At 72.8% G+C, this 16,045-nt stretch carries 13 protein-coding genes and 1 pseudogene; 6 read left to right on the forward strand and 8 right to left on the reverse strand.

Annotated elements, in window-relative coordinates; all coding sequences use genetic code 11:
- Nucleotides 1-286 precede the first annotated feature (286 nt).
- On the forward strand, nt 287-1,693 hold the full coding sequence (locus ACR9E3_RS12790) for an MFS transporter (protein ID WP_460380650.1): 1,407 nt from the start codon (nt 287-289) through the stop codon (nt 1,691-1,693).
- Nucleotides 1,694-1,986: 293 nt separating this feature from the next.
- Here ACR9E3_RS12790 and ACR9E3_RS12795 read toward each other — a convergent pair whose 3' ends face one another.
- The 3 genes from ACR9E3_RS12795 to ACR9E3_RS12805 form a co-directional block, all read right to left on the reverse strand.
- Nucleotides 1,987-2,505 carry a YflT domain-containing protein gene (locus ACR9E3_RS12795; protein WP_285653198.1) on the reverse strand — a complete coding sequence of 173 codons (519 nt, stop codon included), beginning with the start codon at nt 2,503-2,505 and terminating at the stop codon, nt 1,987-1,989.
- Between the two features lie 117 nt (nt 2,506-2,622).
- The gene (locus ACR9E3_RS12800; RefSeq protein WP_460380651.1) at nt 2,623-3,816 is read right to left on the reverse strand and encodes an acyl-CoA dehydrogenase family protein; all 1,194 of its coding nucleotides are present in this window, start codon (nt 3,814-3,816) and stop codon (nt 2,623-2,625) included.
- A gap of 44 nt (nt 3,817-3,860) precedes the next feature.
- On the reverse strand, nt 3,861-4,820 hold the full coding sequence (locus tag ACR9E3_RS12805; protein ID WP_285653204.1) for an HpcH/HpaI aldolase/citrate lyase family protein: 960 nt from the start codon (nt 4,818-4,820) through the stop codon (nt 3,861-3,863).
- 151 nt (nt 4,821-4,971) lie between these two features.
- Between ACR9E3_RS12805 and ACR9E3_RS12810 the strand changes: the two genes are divergently transcribed.
- From ACR9E3_RS12810 to ACR9E3_RS12820, 3 genes and pseudogenes are all read left to right on the forward strand, one after another.
- On the forward strand, nt 4,972-6,240 hold the full coding sequence (locus ACR9E3_RS12810; protein WP_460380742.1) for a magnesium transporter MgtE N-terminal domain-containing protein: 1,269 nt from the start codon (nt 4,972-4,974) through the stop codon (nt 6,238-6,240).
- Nucleotides 6,233-6,682 (forward strand): annotated as a pseudogene (locus tag ACR9E3_RS12815) (DUF1003 domain-containing protein); the annotation flags it as partial. The gene ACR9E3_RS12810 and the pseudogene ACR9E3_RS12815, both read left to right, overlap by 8 nt.
- A gap of 495 nt (nt 6,683-7,177) precedes the next feature.
- A complete protein-coding gene (locus ACR9E3_RS12820) occupies nt 7,178-8,314 on the forward strand; it encodes an Mrp/NBP35 family ATP-binding protein (RefSeq protein WP_460380652.1) in 1,137 nt (378 codons plus the stop codon).
- A 62-nt stretch (nt 8,315-8,376) separates the two neighbouring features.
- Here ACR9E3_RS12820 and rsgA read toward each other — a convergent pair whose 3' ends face one another.
- Both rsgA and ACR9E3_RS12830 read right to left on the reverse strand, forming a co-directional pair.
- Nucleotides 8,377-9,336: a ribosome small subunit-dependent GTPase A gene (gene rsgA, locus ACR9E3_RS12825; protein ID WP_460380653.1), complete on the reverse strand. Its 960-nt coding sequence runs from the start codon at nt 9,334-9,336 to the stop codon at nt 8,377-8,379.
- 311 nt (nt 9,337-9,647) lie between these two features.
- Nucleotides 9,648-10,520 carry a dioxygenase family protein gene (locus ACR9E3_RS12830; protein ID WP_460380654.1) on the reverse strand — a complete coding sequence of 291 codons (873 nt, stop codon included), beginning with the start codon at nt 10,518-10,520 and terminating at the stop codon, nt 9,648-9,650.
- Between the two features lie 80 nt (nt 10,521-10,600).
- Between ACR9E3_RS12830 and ACR9E3_RS12835 the strand changes: the two genes are divergently transcribed.
- Nucleotides 10,601-11,128, forward strand: a complete 528-nt coding sequence (locus tag ACR9E3_RS12835) for a MarR family winged helix-turn-helix transcriptional regulator (protein WP_460380655.1) — start codon at nt 10,601-10,603, stop codon at nt 11,126-11,128.
- On the opposite strand, the gene ACR9E3_RS12840 is transcribed toward ACR9E3_RS12835, so the two are convergent.
- Nucleotides 11,079-11,876, reverse strand: a complete 798-nt coding sequence (locus ACR9E3_RS12840) for an adenylate/guanylate cyclase domain-containing protein (protein WP_460380656.1) — start codon at nt 11,874-11,876, stop codon at nt 11,079-11,081. The two genes, ACR9E3_RS12835 and ACR9E3_RS12840, sit on opposite strands and share 50 nt — an antisense overlap.
- A 142-nt stretch (nt 11,877-12,018) precedes the next feature.
- On the opposite strand from ACR9E3_RS12840, the gene ACR9E3_RS12845 reads away from it, so the two are divergent.
- Nucleotides 12,019-13,554 carry an AMP-binding protein gene (locus ACR9E3_RS12845; protein ID WP_460380657.1) on the forward strand — a complete coding sequence of 512 codons (1,536 nt, stop codon included), beginning with the start codon at nt 12,019-12,021 and terminating at the stop codon, nt 13,552-13,554.
- 98 nt (nt 13,555-13,652) lie between these two features.
- Here ACR9E3_RS12845 and tatB read toward each other — a convergent pair whose 3' ends face one another.
- A complete protein-coding gene (tatB, locus tag ACR9E3_RS12850) occupies nt 13,653-14,102 on the reverse strand; it encodes a Sec-independent protein translocase protein TatB (protein WP_460380658.1) in 450 nt (149 codons plus the stop codon).
- Between the two features lie 9 nt (nt 14,103-14,111).
- Nucleotides 14,112-15,989 (reverse strand): S1C family serine protease, encoded by a 1,878-nt coding sequence (locus ACR9E3_RS12855; protein WP_460380659.1) that lies wholly within the window; start codon nt 15,987-15,989, stop codon nt 14,112-14,114.
- Between the last annotated feature and the right edge of the window lie 56 nt (nt 15,990-16,045).

The raw sequence follows: 16,045 nt of genomic DNA on the forward strand, positions 1-16,045 counted from the left end.
CAGCCCTGACATCGGCCGTTTTCGTCCTTTTCGCGGTCGTTGCGTCCGGAAAGTACCGGAATCTCTGATCACTCTGCGTCAGTTCGAGCTGTGACCGCTCGGCTACGAAGAGGTATTTCCGCAGCCCATGGCGGTGCCCCTGTGACTAGAGTCCCCCGAGTTGTGAACGCTCGGTGACACGGGAGGTGCCATGACGACGCAGTACCCATCGCCCGCCCAGGAATCGGTCCGGAGCCTCATCCCGGCCCGCATCGACAGACTCCCGTGGTCTCCCTTCCATACGCGGATGGTGCTCGCGCTCGGGTCCTGCTGGATCCTCGACGGGCTCGAGATCACCATCGCGAGCAACGTCGGCGAGAAGCTCTCGGGGGCCGACCGGCTGGGCATCTCGACCACCGCGGTCGGCCTGCTCGCCACCGTCTACCTCATCGGCCAGGTGGTCGGCGCCCTCGTGTTCGGCCAGATCTCCGACCGGCTCGGGCGCCGGAAGCTCTTCTTCATCACCCTGGCGATCTACTTCGGCGGGAGCGCCCTCACCGCGCTCACCCTGGGCTCCGGGGCCGCGTCGATCACGTTCCTCTACCTCACCCGGTTCATCGCCGGCGCCGGCATCGGCGGCGAGTACGCCGCGATCAACTCCGCCATCGACGAGCTGATCCCCGCGCCGTACCGCGGCCGCACCGACATCATCGTCAACGGCACCTACTGGGCGGGCGCGGCGATCGCGGCCGTCATCCAGATCCCGCTGCTGTCCGGGGCGATCTCCCCCGCGCTCGACTGGCGCCTCGCGTTCCTCATCGGCCCGGTGCTGGCGATCGTCATCATCTTCCTGCGCCGGTCGGTGCCCGAGAGCCCGCGCTGGCAGATCATGCACGGGCGCGGCGCGGAGGCCGAGGAGTCGATCAAGTTCATCGAGCACGAGGTCGAGACGACCACCGGGAAGCACATCGACCCGGTGGACGAGGGGAAGGCCATCGAGATCCGGCCGACCCCGCAGGCGGGCTACCTCACGCTGCTGCGGATCCTGTTCCGCGAGTACCCGGGGCGCTCGACGCTCGGCGCGACGCTGATGATCACGCAGTCGTTCCTCTACAACGCGATCTTCTTCTCGTACGCGATCGTGCTCACGCACTTCTACCTCGGGCCGGACGCGGACACGTCGATCTACTACATCCCGTTCGCGATCGGGAACTTCCTCGGCCCACTCCTGCTGGGACGGCTGTTCGACACGGTCGGGCGCCGGCAGATGATCGCCGGCACCTACCTGCTGGCCGGCACGCTGCTCATCATCACGGCGTTCCTGTTCCAGGCCGGGGTGCTCAACGCGCTGACCCAGACGATCGCCTGGTGCATCATCTTCTTCTTCGCCTCGGCGGGCGCCAGCGCGGCGTACCTGACGGTCAGCGAGATCTTCCCGATGGAGGTCCGGGCGAAGGCCATCGCGGTGTTCTTCGCGATCGCCCAGATCTTCGGCTCGGTGGCTCCGCTGATCTACGCGGTCATGATCGGCAGCGAGGACAACCCGAGCACCTCGGGCCTGTTCTGGGCCTACATCCTCGGTGCCGTCATCATGATCATCGGCGGCATCGTCGCGGCGGTGCTCGGTGTGGCGGCCGAGCAGAAGTCGCTCGAGGACATCGCCACCCCGCTGTCGGTCGTGCGCGCGACCGGCGTGGGCGGCGTCGGGACCTGACGCCGGCGTGACGTCACGAGGCCCTCGTCCGCTCCTGCGGGCGGGGGCCTCGTCGTGCTGCACACCTCGACGACGCCGACCGCACATCGACGGGGCAGCTGACGCGTCGTGGCCGCATCGATCGGTGTCTCGGTGACGGAGGCACTCACATCTGACACCGATCGTCACCGAGATCGCGATCGAGGGTCGAGGTGCGCGACTGGCGCGGGCCGGCCCCGGCGTGTTCCGCCGAGCATGCGGATTTCCTGACGTCCAACGTCAGCGTGGCCGCCACGCTGACACCACGCCGTGCGTCAGCCGTCGGTGCCCATCGCGAGCTTGCCGAGCATGTCGCGCGCCTTCTCGGCGTTGCGGGGCTGGCACAGCACGTCGTAGCGCCCGGCCACGAGCTGGCTCTGCGAGGTGAAGTCGCGCCGGCCGCGGGAGGCGCCGTAGGTGATCGCGCCGGACACGACGCCGAAGACGATGCCGAGCACCAGGCCGGTGAGGATCGAGCCCAGCCCGCTGCCGACGGGCGCGAGCAGGGAGAGCACGAGGCCGACGAACAGCCCCAGCCAGGCCCCGGACGCGGCGCCGGTGGCGAGCACGCGGCCCCAGGTCAGGCGGGCGATGACCCGCTCGACGAGCATGAGGTCGACGCCGACGATGGTGACGTCGGCGACGGGGAACTCGTTGTCCGCCAGGTGGTCGACGGCCCGCTGCGCCTCCTCGTACTTCGCGTAGGAGCCCACCGGCCAGCCCGAGGGCGGCTCGGGGAGGTTCGGCAGCCCCGGCTGGGCGCCCGGGCGGTTCCCGGTGAACGGCGCAGTCACGACGGTCCCTCGCTCACTTCTTGACGATCTCGTCCTGTCCAACGGCGGACCCCGCCCGGGAGTGCCCGGGCGGGGAGCCGGTGTGACGAAGCAGTGTGACGGAGGACCGTACCGCGCTCAGCGCAGCTTGTAGTCCTTCAGCAGGCCGCGGCTGATGATCGTCTTCTGGATCTCCGAGGTGCCCTCGCCGATGAGCAGGAACGGCGCCTCGCGCATGAGGCGCTCGATCTCGTACTCCTTGGAGTAGCCGTAGCCGCCGTGGATGCGGAACGACTCCTCGGTGACCTCCTTGCAGTACTCCGAGGCGATCATCTTGGCCATCCCGGCCTCGACGTCGTTGCGCTCGCCGCGGTCCTTGAGCCGGGCGGCGTTGACCATCATGTGGTGCGCGGCCTCGACCTTGGTGGCCATCTCGGCGAGCTTGAACGAGATCGCCTGGTGCTGCGCGATCGGCTTGCCGAACGTGGAGCGCTGCTGGGCGTACTCGATGCCGAGCTCGAAGGCGCGGATCGCGATGCCGCAGGCGCGGGCGGCGACGTTGACGCGCCCGACCTCGACGCCGTCCATCATCTGCGCGAAGCCCTTGCCCGGCGCGGCGCCGAGCACCTGGGACTGCGGGATGCGGAAGCCGTCGAACACCATCTCGGTGGTGTCGACGCCCTTGTAGCCCATCTTCTCGATCTTGCCGGGGATGCTCAGGCCCTCGGCGACCTTGCCGAAGCCCCGCTCCTTGTCCACGAGGATCGTGGTCAGGTTCTGGTAGGGCTTCTCGGCGCCCTCGTCGGTCTTGACGAGGGCGGCGGTGAGGTTCGACGACCCGCCGTTGGTCAGCCACATCTTGGCGCCGTTGACGACGTAGTCGTCGCCGTCGGCCTTCGCGCTGGTCTTGATGGCCGCGACGTCCGAGCCGAGGTCGGGCTCCGACATCGAGAACGACCCGGTGATCTCCCCGGTCGCCATCTTCGGCAGGTAGTGCTGCTTCTGCTCGGGCGTGCCGTGCTGGCGCAGCATGTACGCGACGATGAAGTGGGTGTTGATGACGCCGGAGACGCTCATCCAGCCGCGGGCGATCTGCTCCACGACCAGGGCGTAGGTCAGCAGCGACTCGCCCAGACCGTCGTACTCCTCCGGGATCATGAGCCCGAACAGGCCCATCTCCTTCATCCCGTCGACGATGTCCTGCGGGTAGACGTCGTCGTGCTCGAGCTGCTGCGCGTGCGGGATGATCTCCTTGTCCACGAAGTCGCGGACCGTCGAGAGGATCTCGGTCTGCACATCGGTCAGGCCGGCGGTCTGGGCGAGGCGTGCCATGCGTGGTGCTCCTGGGCGTCTAGAAGTTACCGGCGAGTATCGACTCAGCTCTCCGGCGGCGTCCAGCGCTCGCCGCGGGACATGCCGGCGGCGCGCCCCTTGCCCGCGATGACCAGGGCCATCTTGCGGCTGGCCTCGTCGATCATCTCGTCGCCGAGCATCGCGGAGCCCTTGGCGCCGCCGGCCTCCGAGGTGAACCACTCGTAGGCGTCGAGGATGTTCTCGGCGTGGTCGTAGTCCTCCTGCGAGGGCGAGAACGTCTCGTTCGCGGCGTCGATCTGGCCGGGGTGCAGCACCCACTTGCCGTCGTAGCCCAGCGCCGCGGCGCGGTTGGCCACGCGGCGGAAGCCGTCGACGTCGCGGATCTGGAGGTACGGGCCGTCGATGGCCTGCAGGTCGTTCGCCCGCGCCGCCATGAGGATCTGCATGAGGATGTAGTGGTAGGCGTCGCCCTCGGTGTAGCCGGGGGGCTGCTCGCCGACCACCAGCGACTTCATGTTGATCGAGGCCATGAAGTCGGCCGGCCCGAAGACGATGGTCTCCAGCCGCGGCGACGACTCGGCGATCGCGACGACGTTGTTGAGGCCGCGGGCGTTCTCGATCTGCGCCTCGATGCCGATGGCGCCGACCTCGTAGCCCATCGTCTTCTCGATCTGGGTGAGCAGGAAGTCCAGCGCGTGGACCTGCTCGGGGGTCTGCACCTTCGGCAGCATGATCGCGTCGAGGTTGGCCCCGGCGCCCTCCACGACCTCGGTGACGTCGCGGTAGGTCCACTCGGTGGTCCAGTCGTTGACGCGCACGACGCGCGTCTTGCCCTCCCAGCCGCCCTCGTTGAGCGCCGCCACGATCGTCTTGCGGGCCTCGGGCTTCACCAGCGGTGCGCAGGCGTCCTCGAGGTCCAGGAAGATCTGGTCGGCGGGCAGGGTGCGGGCCTTGTCGATGAACTTCTGGCTCGACCCGGGCACCGCCAGACACGACCGGCGGGGACGGTTCTCCACACTCACGAGCTACTGACCTCCACGACAGGGTCCACGACTGGTCCGCGATGCTGACACGGGCTCGCGGGCCACATCGTCCGAGGTGGCGACCCTCTCACCGGTGACTCGATCCAGCCGCACGGGCTGCGCCGGTTAGCCTGCTGCGGTGACTACCGCCATGGCCAGGGTGTTCGTGGCCCGCATGGTCGGGCTGCCCGTCCTGGGCCCGGACGGCGAACGCATCGGGCGCGTCCGCGACGCCGTGTGCGCCGTGGCGGTCGGACCCCGCCCCCCGCGGGTGCTCGGGCTCGTCGTCACGGTCGGGTCGCGGCGGCGGATCTTCGTGCCGATGCTGCGGGTCACGTCGGTCGACGCCGCGGCCGTCACGCTGGCCACCGGGCAGGTCAACCTGCGGGCGTTCGCCCAGCGCCCGAACGAGGTGCTGGTGGTGGGCGAGATGCTCGACGCCCGGGTGCGCGTCACCGACCACGACACCGACGCCCAGGTGGTCGACGTCCTCATGGAGCACCAGCGCAGCCGCGACTGGCTGGTGACGCGCCTGGCCGTGCGCGAGCTGGTGGGCCGGCTCGGGCGCCGCGGCCCGGTGCAGGTGCTGCCGTGGGCGGCGGTCTCGGGGCTCTCGCTCTCCGAAGCCGGGCAGGGGACCGAGCAGCTGCTCGCCACGTTCGAGGACATGCGCCCCGCCGACGTCGCCCACGCGCTGCTCGACCTGCCGCAGCGGCGCCGCCACGACGTGGCCGACGGCCTCGGCGACGAGCGCCTCGCCGACGTGCTCGAGGAGCTGCCGTCGGCCGAGCAGCAGGACCTCCTGCGCCACCTCTCCTCCGACCGCGCCGCCGACGTCCTCGAGGAGATGGACCCCGACGACGCCGCCGACCTGCTCGCGGACCTGCCGGGCGCCGAGTCCGAGGAGCTCCTCGGCCTCATGGAGCCCGAGGAGTCCGAGCCGGTCCGGCGCCTGCTGACGTACTCGTCGGACACCGCGGGCGGCCTCATGACGCCCGAGCCGATCGTCCTGACCCCGGGCGCGACGATCGCCGAGGCGCTCGCCCACGTGCGCAACCCCGACATCACCCCGGCGCTGGCGTCGATGGTGTTCGTCTGCCGCCCGCCGACCGCGACGCCGACCGGGCGCTACCTCGGCTGCGTGCACTCCCAGCGGCTGCTGCGCGAGGCCCCGTCCGAGCTGGTCGCGGGCGTGCTCGACTCCGAGCTGACCCGCATCGGTCCCGAGGCGAGCCTCGCCGAGGTCACCCGCTACTTCGCCACCTACAACCTCGTGTGCGGCCCGGTCATCGACGACGGCGGGCACCTCGTCGGCGCGGTGACCGTCGACGACGTCCTCGACCACCTGCTGCCCGAGGACTGGCGCTCCCAGCCCGACCCGGAGCCGCCCGCCGCCGTACCGGGAGGTGCCCGTGCCTGAGGCCAGCTCCCGGCGCCGGCTCGACCAGCCCGCCGGCACCCGACGCTTCCGGCTCTCCGTCGACGCCGAGTGGTTCGCGCGGTTCGCCGAACGTCTCGCGCGCTTCCTGGGCACCGGCACGTTCCTGCTCTGGCAGACGGTCATCGTGACGGTCTGGATCCTGCTGAACGTCTTCGCGATCAGCCTGCGGTGGGACCCCTACCCGTTCATCCTGCTCAACCTGGCGTTCTCGACCCAGGCCGCCTACGCCGCGCCGCTGATCCTGCTGGCGCAGAACCGCCAGGACGACCGCGACCGCATCTCCCTCGAGGAGGACCGGACGCGGGCGGGCCGGCTCTCGGCCGAGACCGAGTACCTGGCGCGCGAGCTGGCGTCGATGCGCCTGCAGCTCGGCGAGGTCGTCACGCGCGACTACTTGCGCGGCGAGCTCGAGCAGGTCCGCGGCGTCCGCGACGGCACCCGCGACCCCGACGGCAGCGGCAAGCCCGACAAGGCCCTGGAGCGCGCGGTGGCGCGAGCCGTCGACCGGGCCGTGGACCGCGCGGTCGACACCCGGCTCGCCGCGGCGGTCGAGCAGGCCCTCGTGCGTGCGCTCGACCGGCACGAGGCCGGGCCGGGGGCCGGGGCCGGCGCGGGCACCGGCGCGGGCACCGGGGTCGACGGAGACGGCGACCAGCCCGGGTCGTCGAGCCGCACCAACGGGCGCTGACCCCCTCCCGGCCACCCCTCCGGCCACCCTCTGCCACCGGTCCCCTGCTCGGCGTGACGTGCGACGCCCGCCGTGCCGGAGACCCCGAGGTGACCGGCACGTAGAGTGGTGGTGAGCCGATGAGGGCCGTCTGCCCTCGTCCCCGGTCTCCCAGGCGGGCCGCACCGTGACAGCGACGTGGCCGCCGTGGGCGGGACCGGTGTCCCTCGGAGAGTCGAGAAGGGTCCGATGGCCGCAGCACCGTCCGTCGACGCGATCCGGTCCGCGCTGGCCGGCGTCGAGGATCCCGAGATCCACAAGCCGATCACCGAGCTGGGCATGGTCAAGGACATCCGCGTCCTCGACCACGGCAAGGTCGAGGTGGCCGTCTACCTGACCGTCGCCGGCTGCCCGATGAAGGACACCATCACCCAGCGCGTGACCACGGCCGTCTCGGCGGTGTCGAACGTGACGGCCGTGTCGGTCGAGCTCGACGTCATGGACGACGAGCAGCGCCGCGAGCTGCGCCAGAAGGTCCGCGGCGACGCCGACGAGCCGGTGATCCCGTTCGCCCAGCCCGGGTCGCTCACCCGCGTCTACGCGGTCGCCTCGGGCAAGGGCGGCGTCGGCAAGTCGTCGGTGACGGTGAACCTCGCGGCCGCGATGGCCGACAAGGGCCTGTCGGTCGGGGTGGTCGACGCCGACATCTACGGTCACTCCGTGCCGCGGATGCTCGGCACCGACGACAAGCCGACCAAGGTCGACGACATGATCATGCCGCCGCAGAGCCACGGCGTGAAGGTCATCTCGATCGGCATGTTCACGCCGGGCAACACCCCGGTCGTGTGGCGCGGGCCGATGCTGCACCGCGCGCTGCAGCAGTTCCTCGCCGACGTGTTCTGGGGCGATCTGGACATCCTGCTGCTCGACCTGCCCCCGGGCACCGGCGACATCGCCATCTCCGTCGCCCAGCTGGTCCCGAACGCCGAGCTGCTCGTCGTGACGACGCCGCAGCAGGCGGCCTCGGAGGTCGCCGAGCGCGCCGGCGCGATCTCGCTGCAGACCCGCCAGCGCCTGGCCGGCGTCGTCGAGAACATGTCGTGGATGGACATGCCCGACGGCTCCCGCATGGACCTCTTCGGCTCGGGCGGCGGGCAGATCGTGGCCGACTCGCTGACGAAGTCGGTCGGCGGCACCGTGCCGCTGCTGGGCCAGATCCCGATCGACACCCGTCTGCGCGAGGGTGGCGACGCCGGCATGCCGCTCGTGCTGACCCAGCCCGAGTCCGCCGCCGGCGCCGCCCTGCGCGCGGTCGCCGAGAAGCTCTCCGTGCGCTCGCGCGGCCTCGCCGGGATGTCGCTGAACATCAGCCCCGCCGGCCGCTAGGCACCGAGGTCGTGCAGCGAACGCCCTATCTGCGTGGTCAGTAGGACGTTCGCTGCGTCATCTCAGTGGCCCCGCGCCCGGTAGGCGGCGCGCTGGTCCTTCGTGACCTGCTTCCACCGCCCGCGACGCTGCGCCGCGAGACGGGCGTCGGTGCGCGCCGCCGCCCACTCGTCCTCGCGTTGCAGCTTGCGGTAGCCCTCCCGGCGGCGTGCCGGGAGCTCGCCCGCCTCGACCGCCGCCCGGACCGCGCAACCGGGCTCGCGGTCGTGGGCGCAGTCGGTGAAACGGCACCGCTCGGCGAGGTCGACGACATCGGCGAACGCCCGGTCGATGCCCTCGGCGGCGTCGCGGACACCCACGGCGCGCAGCCCCGGGGTGTCCACGAGTACCCCGCCTCCCGGCAGCGGCAGGAGCTCCCGGTGCACGGTGGTGTGGCGGCCCTTGTCGTCGACGGCGCGGACCTCGCCGACGGCCAGCACGTCCTCGCCGAGCAGGGCGTTCGCCAGCGTCGACTTGCCGGCACCCGAGGGACCGACGAGCACGGTGGTGCCGCGGGCGGCCGCGGCCACCTCGGCGAGACCGTCGCCCGTCACGGCGCTGACCGGGACGACCTCCACGCCCGGCGCCGCGACGGCGAGGTCGGTGAGGGCGGCGACCAGCGACGTGCCGTCGTCCCGGTCGATCTTCGTGAGGACGACGACGGGCGTCGCGCCGCTCTCCCAGGCGAGGGCGAGCAGCCGTTCGGTCCGCCCCGCCCGCAGCGCGGACTCCAGGGCGACGGTGACGAGCACCGTGTCGACGTTGGCGGCGAGCACCTGGCCCTCGGAGCGTCCGGAGGACGACGCGCGGGTCAGGGCGGTGCGCCGCGGCAGGAGCGCGGCGACCGCGACCGGGTCGGTGGGATCCACCAGCACCCAGTCGCCGACGGCGAGGGCCCGGCGCCGGGAGTCGGCGCGCCGCCGACCCCCGTCGGTGAGGACGTCGACCCGGCCGCGGTCGACGCGCGCGACGCGGCCGGGCACGCACCCGGCGGGGACGTCGAGAGTGGGAGCGAGCTGCTCCCAGGACGGGTCCCAACCGAGGCCGGTCAGGACGGAGACGTGCGGAGAAGCGGGAAACACTGCGGGGTACGACCCTTCGGGCAGGACGCCGCGCCGCTGATCAGTGCAAACGGGGGCGTCACCGTGTGATGGCGTGACGGCGCCGGTCATGGCGCCCGCTCCGGGCGGCCATGGCGTTCACTCCTCGAAAGTCGTCCCCGGGGACCTCTCCCCGGACGGGACCGAGCATGCCCATCAGGAGCCGGGTCGCGCCAGCCCCTTTCCCGTGACGGTCAGGCCACCTGCAGTGAGCGCCGCGAGAGGCCCCACATCATGCCGTCGATGGTCGTCGTCACCGGGGCCTCGGGATCGGTGGCCGCGCCGAGGGTGACGAACAGCGGGACGAAGTGCTCGGCCGTCGGGTGCGCGTAGGGCATGCCCGGGGCGTCGCGGAAGCGGTGCAGCGTCTCGAGGTCGCGGCGGTCGAGGGCCTCGGCGGCCCAGGCGTCGAAGTCCCCGGTCCAGCCCGGCGTGTCCTGGCCGGCGAGCATCTCGCGGGTGAGGAACGGCAGGCCGTGCGTCATGAACCCCGACCCGATCACCAGCACGCCCTCGCCGCGCAGCTCGCGCAGCCGCGCGCCGATGGCCAGCAGCCGGTCGGGGTCCTCGGTCGGCAGGCTCATCTGCAGGACGGGGACGTCGCCGAGCGGGTACATGACCTTCAGCGGCACCCAGGCGCCGTGGTCGAGCCCCCGGCGCGACGTGTGCGCCGGCTGACCGTCCGGCAGCGTTGCGGCGACGCGGGCGGCGAGCTCCGAGGCGTCGGGGGTCGCGTAGGTCATGCGGTAGAAGCGCTCGGCGAACCCGCCGAAGTCGTACACCAGGGGCGTGCCGGCCTCCGCGCTCGACAGCGTCAGCGGCGCGGACTCCCAGTGCGCCGAGACGATGAGGATCGCCTTCGGGGTGGGCAGGCGGTCGGCCCACTCTCCCAGGCGCGTCATCCACTCGGTGTCGTCGAACAGCGGCGGCGCGCCGTGGCTGACGTACAGCGCGGGCAGGGGGCCGTCCTGCGGCGTCCAGGGCGTGCGGCGCGCGGCGCGCTCGCGGGCCCCCGGCTCGAAGGCGTCGAACGCCGCTCCCGGGTGGGCGGTGGCGAACGGGTCCATGGCGTCTCCCTGCACGAAGTTGATCCTTCAACTCCGAACGGTACCTGCTCGGAGTTGAAGCATCAAGTAATGTGGTCTCCATGGACGACACGCGGTGGCTGGACGCCGACGAGCAGCGGGCGTGGCGGCGCACGGCCGCGGTGATGACGCTGCTGCCGGCCGCGCTCGACGCCCAGCTGCAGCGGGACGCCGGGCTGACCCAGTTCTCCTACCTGACGCTGGCCATGCTCTCGGAGACGCCGGGCCGCACGCTACCCATGAGCGCGCTGGCGGCCACGGTGAACTCGTCGCTCTCGCGGCTCTCGCACGTGGTGGCCCGGCTGGAGCAGCAGGGCTGGGTGACGCGGGAGCCGTCGCCCGAGAGCGGGCGCGTGACCGTCGCCCGGCTCACGGACGCGGGCCTGGACAAGGTGCGGGAGACCGCTCCCGGCCACGCCGCGGAGGTCCGGCGGCTCATCTTCGACGCCCTCGACGCCGAGGGCGTCGCGTCGCTCGCCGACGTCACCGCGGCGGTCCTCGGCCGGCTCGACCCGTCCGGGAAGATGCGCGCGAACCCGCTCAGGCGGGAGAACGCCGAGCTCGACTGCGATCCACCCGCCACGGCGTGATGTCGCGGGGCACGCCCTTGCCGCGACGGTGGCGGTGCGGCCGGACGGCGAAGCGACCGGTCTCGAGGTGCGCGTGGGTCGTGCTCGACACGCACACCTCGCCCGGCCCTGCCGCGTCGGTGATCCGCGCCGCGATGTTGACGTCGCGGCCGTAGAAGTCTCCGCCGAGCTGGTGCGGGGTCCCGACGTGGACGCCGGCGCGGAGGTGCAGACGGTGCCCGTCGACCTCCAGCCCCGCCACGGCGTCGCGCGCGGCCAGCGCGGCCTCGACGGCGTCGTCGGCCTCGGGGAACACCGCCATCAGCCCGTCGCCGAGCCGCTTGACCACGCGACCGCGCCGGCGCACCAACGGCTCGACGGCGACTCCGACGCGTCGCAGCGCGCGCACCGCGGTGTCGTCGCCGACCTCGAGCGTCCAGTCGGAGAAGCCGGCGAGGTCGGTGAAGAGCACTGCGACGACCTCGTCGCCGGTGCGCTCCTCGGTCCCGGCGTGCGCCTGCCACACCTGGAGCGCCGTGAGCCCGACCTCGCGCAGGACGCTCGGCCGCGTGGCCGCCAGCGGGGCGAGCTGGGCGGCCACGCGCCCCGCCGGGTCGTCACCGGTGGACAGCGGGTCGCCGTAGTGCGCGTCGCCGGGCAGCCGGGACCGGGCCCATTCGAGCGCGGCGAGCAGCCACGGATCGCTGTCGAGCCGGCTGGCCGCGCCGCGGACCCGGCGGCGCACCGGCTCACTCGGGCGCACAAGCACGTTACCGACGGTAACAGTCACGGCGCGGCGCACCGAGCCGCGAGCCGGCCCTCGTGAGCATGCTCTCGCCGAAACAACGATCTCCGTGGGAGCGTGCGGTCCACCGCGTCGCGGTCGCCGGCGCCGTTCCCGGGAGTTGATGATGCAGGTCCCCTTCGAGATCCAGGACTTCCTCGACCGCGCCGAGATCGTCTACGGCGCGCGGACGGGGATCGTCGACGAGCCCGACCAGCCGGCCACACCGCTCGCCGAGCTGACGTACGCCCGGGTCGCGGCGCTGGCCCGGGCCCAGGCCGCGGGGCTGGACGCGATGGGGATCGGGTTCGGGGAGCGCGTCGCGATCGTGTCCCACAACAGCGCCCGCCTGCTGGTGTCGTTCTTCGGGGTCTCGGGCCACGGGCGCGTCCTCGTGCCGGTGAACTTCCGGCTGTCGGTCGAGGAGGTCACCTACATCGTCGAGCAGTCCGGGGCGAGCCTGCTGCTGGTCGACCCGGAGCTGGAGGAGCAGCTCAAGGGCGTCCCGTGCGCCCGCACGATCGTGCTCGGCGAGCAGGGCGACCAGGAGATGTACCGCTTCGGCGTCGACCCGGAGCCCTGGGAGCCGGACGAGGACGCCACCGCGACGATCAACTACACGAGCGGGACGACGGCGCGCCCCAAGGGCGTGGAGCTCACCCACCGCAACCTCTGGGTCAACGCCACCACGTTCTCGATGCACCTCGGCGTGAACGACCGCGACGTCTACCTGCACACGCTGCCGATGTTCCACGCCAACGGCTGGGGCATGCCGTACGGCGTCACCGGGCTCGGGGCGAAGCACATCGTGCTGCGCAAGGTGGACGGCGCGGAGATCCTGCGCCGGGTCGAGGCCCACGGGGTGACGGTGCTCTGCGCCGCCCCGGCCGTGATCAGCGCGGTGCTGGGCGCGGCCGCGGAGTGGAAGGGCGAGATCCCCGGGCGCGGGCGGGTCCGCATCGTGGGCGCGGGCGCACCGCCGCCCACGAGGACGATCGCCCAGGTCGAGGAGGTCCTCGGCTGGGAATTCGTGCAGATCTACGGGCTCACCGAGACCTCGCCGCTGCTGACGTTCAACCGCACGCGCGCCGAGTGGGACGACCTCGAGACCGACGAGCGCGCGGCCCGGCTCGGCCGGGCCGGCGCCCCCGCGCTGGGCGTCAAGGTCCGCATCTCCGACGACGGCGAGGTCCTCGCCCGCTCCAACGTGATCCTCAAGAGCTACTGGGAGCGGCCGGACGAGACCGAGAAGGTGCTGAAGGACGGCTGGTTCCACACCGGCGACGGCGGCACCGTCGACGGCGACGGCTACCTGACGATCAGCGACCGGCGCAAGGACGTCATCATCAGCGGCGGGGAGAACGTCTCGTCGATCGAGGTCGAGGACACGCTGTTCAACCACCCCGCGGTCGCCGAGGTCGCCGTCATCGGCGTGCCCGACGAGAAGTGGGGCGAGACGATCAAGGCGCTGGTCGTGCTCGCTCCGGGTGCCCACGCCGACGAGGCCGAGCTGATCGAGCACTGCAAGGCGCACCTGGCCCGCTACAAGGCCCCGACCTCGATCGAGTTCCGCGACGGCCTGGCCCGCACGGCCACCGGGAAGCTGCAGAAGTTCAAGCTGCGCGAGGAGTACTGGGAGGGCCGCGACCGTCAGGTCAACTGATCACGGTCGGGGCGGCTGACGACGGTCAGGGCCGTCCCGGCGACGAGGAGACGACTCGACAGCGCTCCTCCGTCGCGCTGCCGTGCCGTTCCCGCGCCTCAGGTCGCGTCGGGGTCCACCGGCGCGATCTCACCGGGCTTCAGTGGCGGCCCGCTGTCGGCACGCCCGGCGCGCGGCGTGCTCGGCGTGGCGGTCGACGGAGCGATCGCGGGGGTGCCGGCCACGGCCGGGGTGGCAGGGGCGGCCGGGGTGGCCGACCCGCTCCACGTGCCGTCGGCGGGCGGGTCGGTGAACAGGTGCTGGCGCACCGCCCGGCGGGGGTCGAGGTCGCGCACCGAGCGCAGGTCCTCGAGCGGCTTGCGGAGCTCGTCGAACTCGGGGCCGAGCTCCTGGCGCAGCTGGTCGCGCGCGCCGGTGGCGTAGTCGCGGATCGTGCGGACCGTGTTCGCCACCCACGCCGCGGCCGCCGGCAGGCGCTCCGGGCCGAGGACGAACAGGCCGACGAGGGCGAGGACCAGCAGCTCCGGCCAGCCGATGTTGTCGAACACCCCGACCTCCTAGAGCGTCACCTGCAGGGTCAACGGCCGTCCCTGGCGGACGACGCCCAGCTGGATCGTCTGCCCCGGAGGATGCTCCCGCACGGCCACGACGAGCTCGTCGGCGGAGGCGATCGGGCGGTCGTCGACCCGCAGGACCACGTCGCCCTCGAGCAGCCCGGCACGCGACGCCGGCCCGCCCTGGCGCACGTTGAGCACCTGCGCGCCGTCCGAGGTGCCGTCCGTGACCGACTTCGCGTTCACGCCGAGGTCGCTGTGGGCGTAGCTGCCGGTCCGGATGATCGACTCGGCGATGGTGCGGACGTCGTCGATGGGGATCGCGAAGCCGAGCCCGATCGAGCCGCCCTCGCCGCCGCCGAGCGTGCGGATGGCGGTGTTGATCCCGACCACGGCGCCGGACGTGTCGACGAGCGCGCCGCCGGAGTTGCCGGGGTTGATCGCCGCGTCGGTCTGGATGGCGTCGATGACGGGGTTCGCGTCGCTGGTCTCGGCGTCGAGGCGCACCGGGCGGTCCAGCGAGCTGACGATGCCCTCGGTGACCGTGCCGGCGAGCCCCAGCGGGGAGCCGATCGCGATGACGCCGTCGCCCACCCGCAGGTCCGAGGACCGCCCGAGCTGCGCGACGACCGGGTTCGCGATGTCGACCTTGACGACGGCCACGTCGGTCTGCGGGTCGCGGCCCACGACACGCGCCGGCGCCCGCAGCCCGGACGCGAAGACGGCCTCGAGCGAGGCCCGGGGGTCGTTGGCCGCCAGCTCGACGACGTGGTTGTTGGTGACGATGTAGCCGTTCGGGTCGAGCACGACGCCCGAGCCGGTGCCGCCGCTCGTGCCGGCCTGCAGCTCGAGGGAGACGACGGCGGGCGCGACACGACCGGCGATGTCGGCGACCGAGCCCGGCGGCCGCTCGTGACCCGCCGAGACCGGGCTCAGGGACGCGCCCGGATCGACGAGGCTGTCGGCGCCACCGGCGACCGCCCAGCCCACGATCCCGCCGACGCCGCCGATGAGCAGGGCCACCACCGCGAGCAGCGCGAGCGCGGTCGGCCGCACGCGGCGCCCGAGGACCAGCTCGCGCGCCGAGAGCCGCGGCCCGGTCGGTGGCGTCGCCGTCGCGCTGCGGGTGTCGCCCAGCGCGGGCCCGCCGAGCTCGGCGCCGGCGCCCGGGTCGCGCCACGGGTCGGCGCCGGCCTTCTCGTCGCCCTCCCAGAAGTCGTCGGGACGGTCGTCGCCGCGGTCGGCGGGACGCTCGGGGCGCTGCAGGGAGGTGGCGCCGGACGCCGTCGAGCCCTCGGGACGGCCGAACGCGGCGACCAGCGCCGGTGCCGGCGGGTCGCCGTGCGACGCGCGTGGGGCGGGCCCGTGAGACCCGACGCTCTCCGCGGTGCGGTCGCCGAAGCCGCCGGACACGCCGGCCGGACGACCGAACGCGGCGGCCAGATCACGGTCGCCGACGCCGTGCCCGTTCCCGGCGCCGTTGCTCACTCCGTAGCCCGTGCCGTTCGCGGCACCGCCGCCCGCGCCGTTCGCGGTGCCGTGGTCCGAGCCGTTCGCGGTGCCGTGGCCCGAGCCGTTGGCGGTGCCGTGGCCCGAGCCGTGGCCCGAGCCGTTCGTGACGCCGTGGCCCGAGCCGTGGCCCGAGCCGTTCGCGACGCCGTGGCCCGCGCCGTTGCCGGTGCCGTCGACGGTGCCGTCGACGTGGTGCGCGTCGTGACCGTTGCCGTGCCCGTCGACGCCCTCGGCCGGGCCGTGCGTGTCCGCACCGTCGGGGTACGCGGCGCCGTTCGCCGACCCCCCGTGCTCGCGGTCGTGGCCGGGCTCGGTGGGAGACGTGTCGGCCGGCTCGTGGGGCGGGCGGCCGCGCGGGTCGGTGCTCATCGCCCCTCCACCGTAGAGCCTCGGGGGGCGGGCCGCGTCGACACGGTCACAGCGTG

Source organism: Actinomycetospora sp. C-140 (assembly GCF_054796175.1).

Excerpts from the sequence above, each read along its gene's own strand:
- ACR9E3_RS12790 (WP_460380650.1), top strand. The coding sequence starts at position 287 with ATGGTGCTCGCGCTCGGGTCCTGCTGGATCCTCGACGGGCTCGAGATC.
- ACR9E3_RS12800 (WP_460380651.1), bottom strand. The coding sequence starts at position 3,816 with ATGGCACGCCTCGCCCAGACCGCCGGCCTGACCGATGTGCAGACCGAG.
- ACR9E3_RS12810 (WP_460380742.1), top strand. The coding sequence starts at position 4,972 with ATGGCCAGGGTGTTCGTGGCCCGCATGGTCGGGCTGCCCGTCCTGGGC.
- ACR9E3_RS12820 (WP_460380652.1), top strand. The coding sequence starts at position 7,178 with ATGGCCGCAGCACCGTCCGTCGACGCGATCCGGTCCGCGCTGGCCGGC.
- ACR9E3_RS12830 (WP_460380654.1), bottom strand. The coding sequence starts at position 10,520 with ATGGACCCGTTCGCCACCGCCCACCCGGGAGCGGCGTTCGACGCCTTC.
- ACR9E3_RS12835 (WP_460380655.1), top strand. The coding sequence starts at position 10,601 with ATGGACGACACGCGGTGGCTGGACGCCGACGAGCAGCGGGCGTGGCGG.
- ACR9E3_RS12845 (WP_460380657.1), top strand. The coding sequence starts at position 12,019 with ATGCAGGTCCCCTTCGAGATCCAGGACTTCCTCGACCGCGCCGAGATC.
- ACR9E3_RS12855 (WP_460380659.1), bottom strand. The coding sequence starts at position 15,989 with ATGAGCACCGACCCGCGCGGCCGCCCGCCCCACGAGCCGGCCGACACG.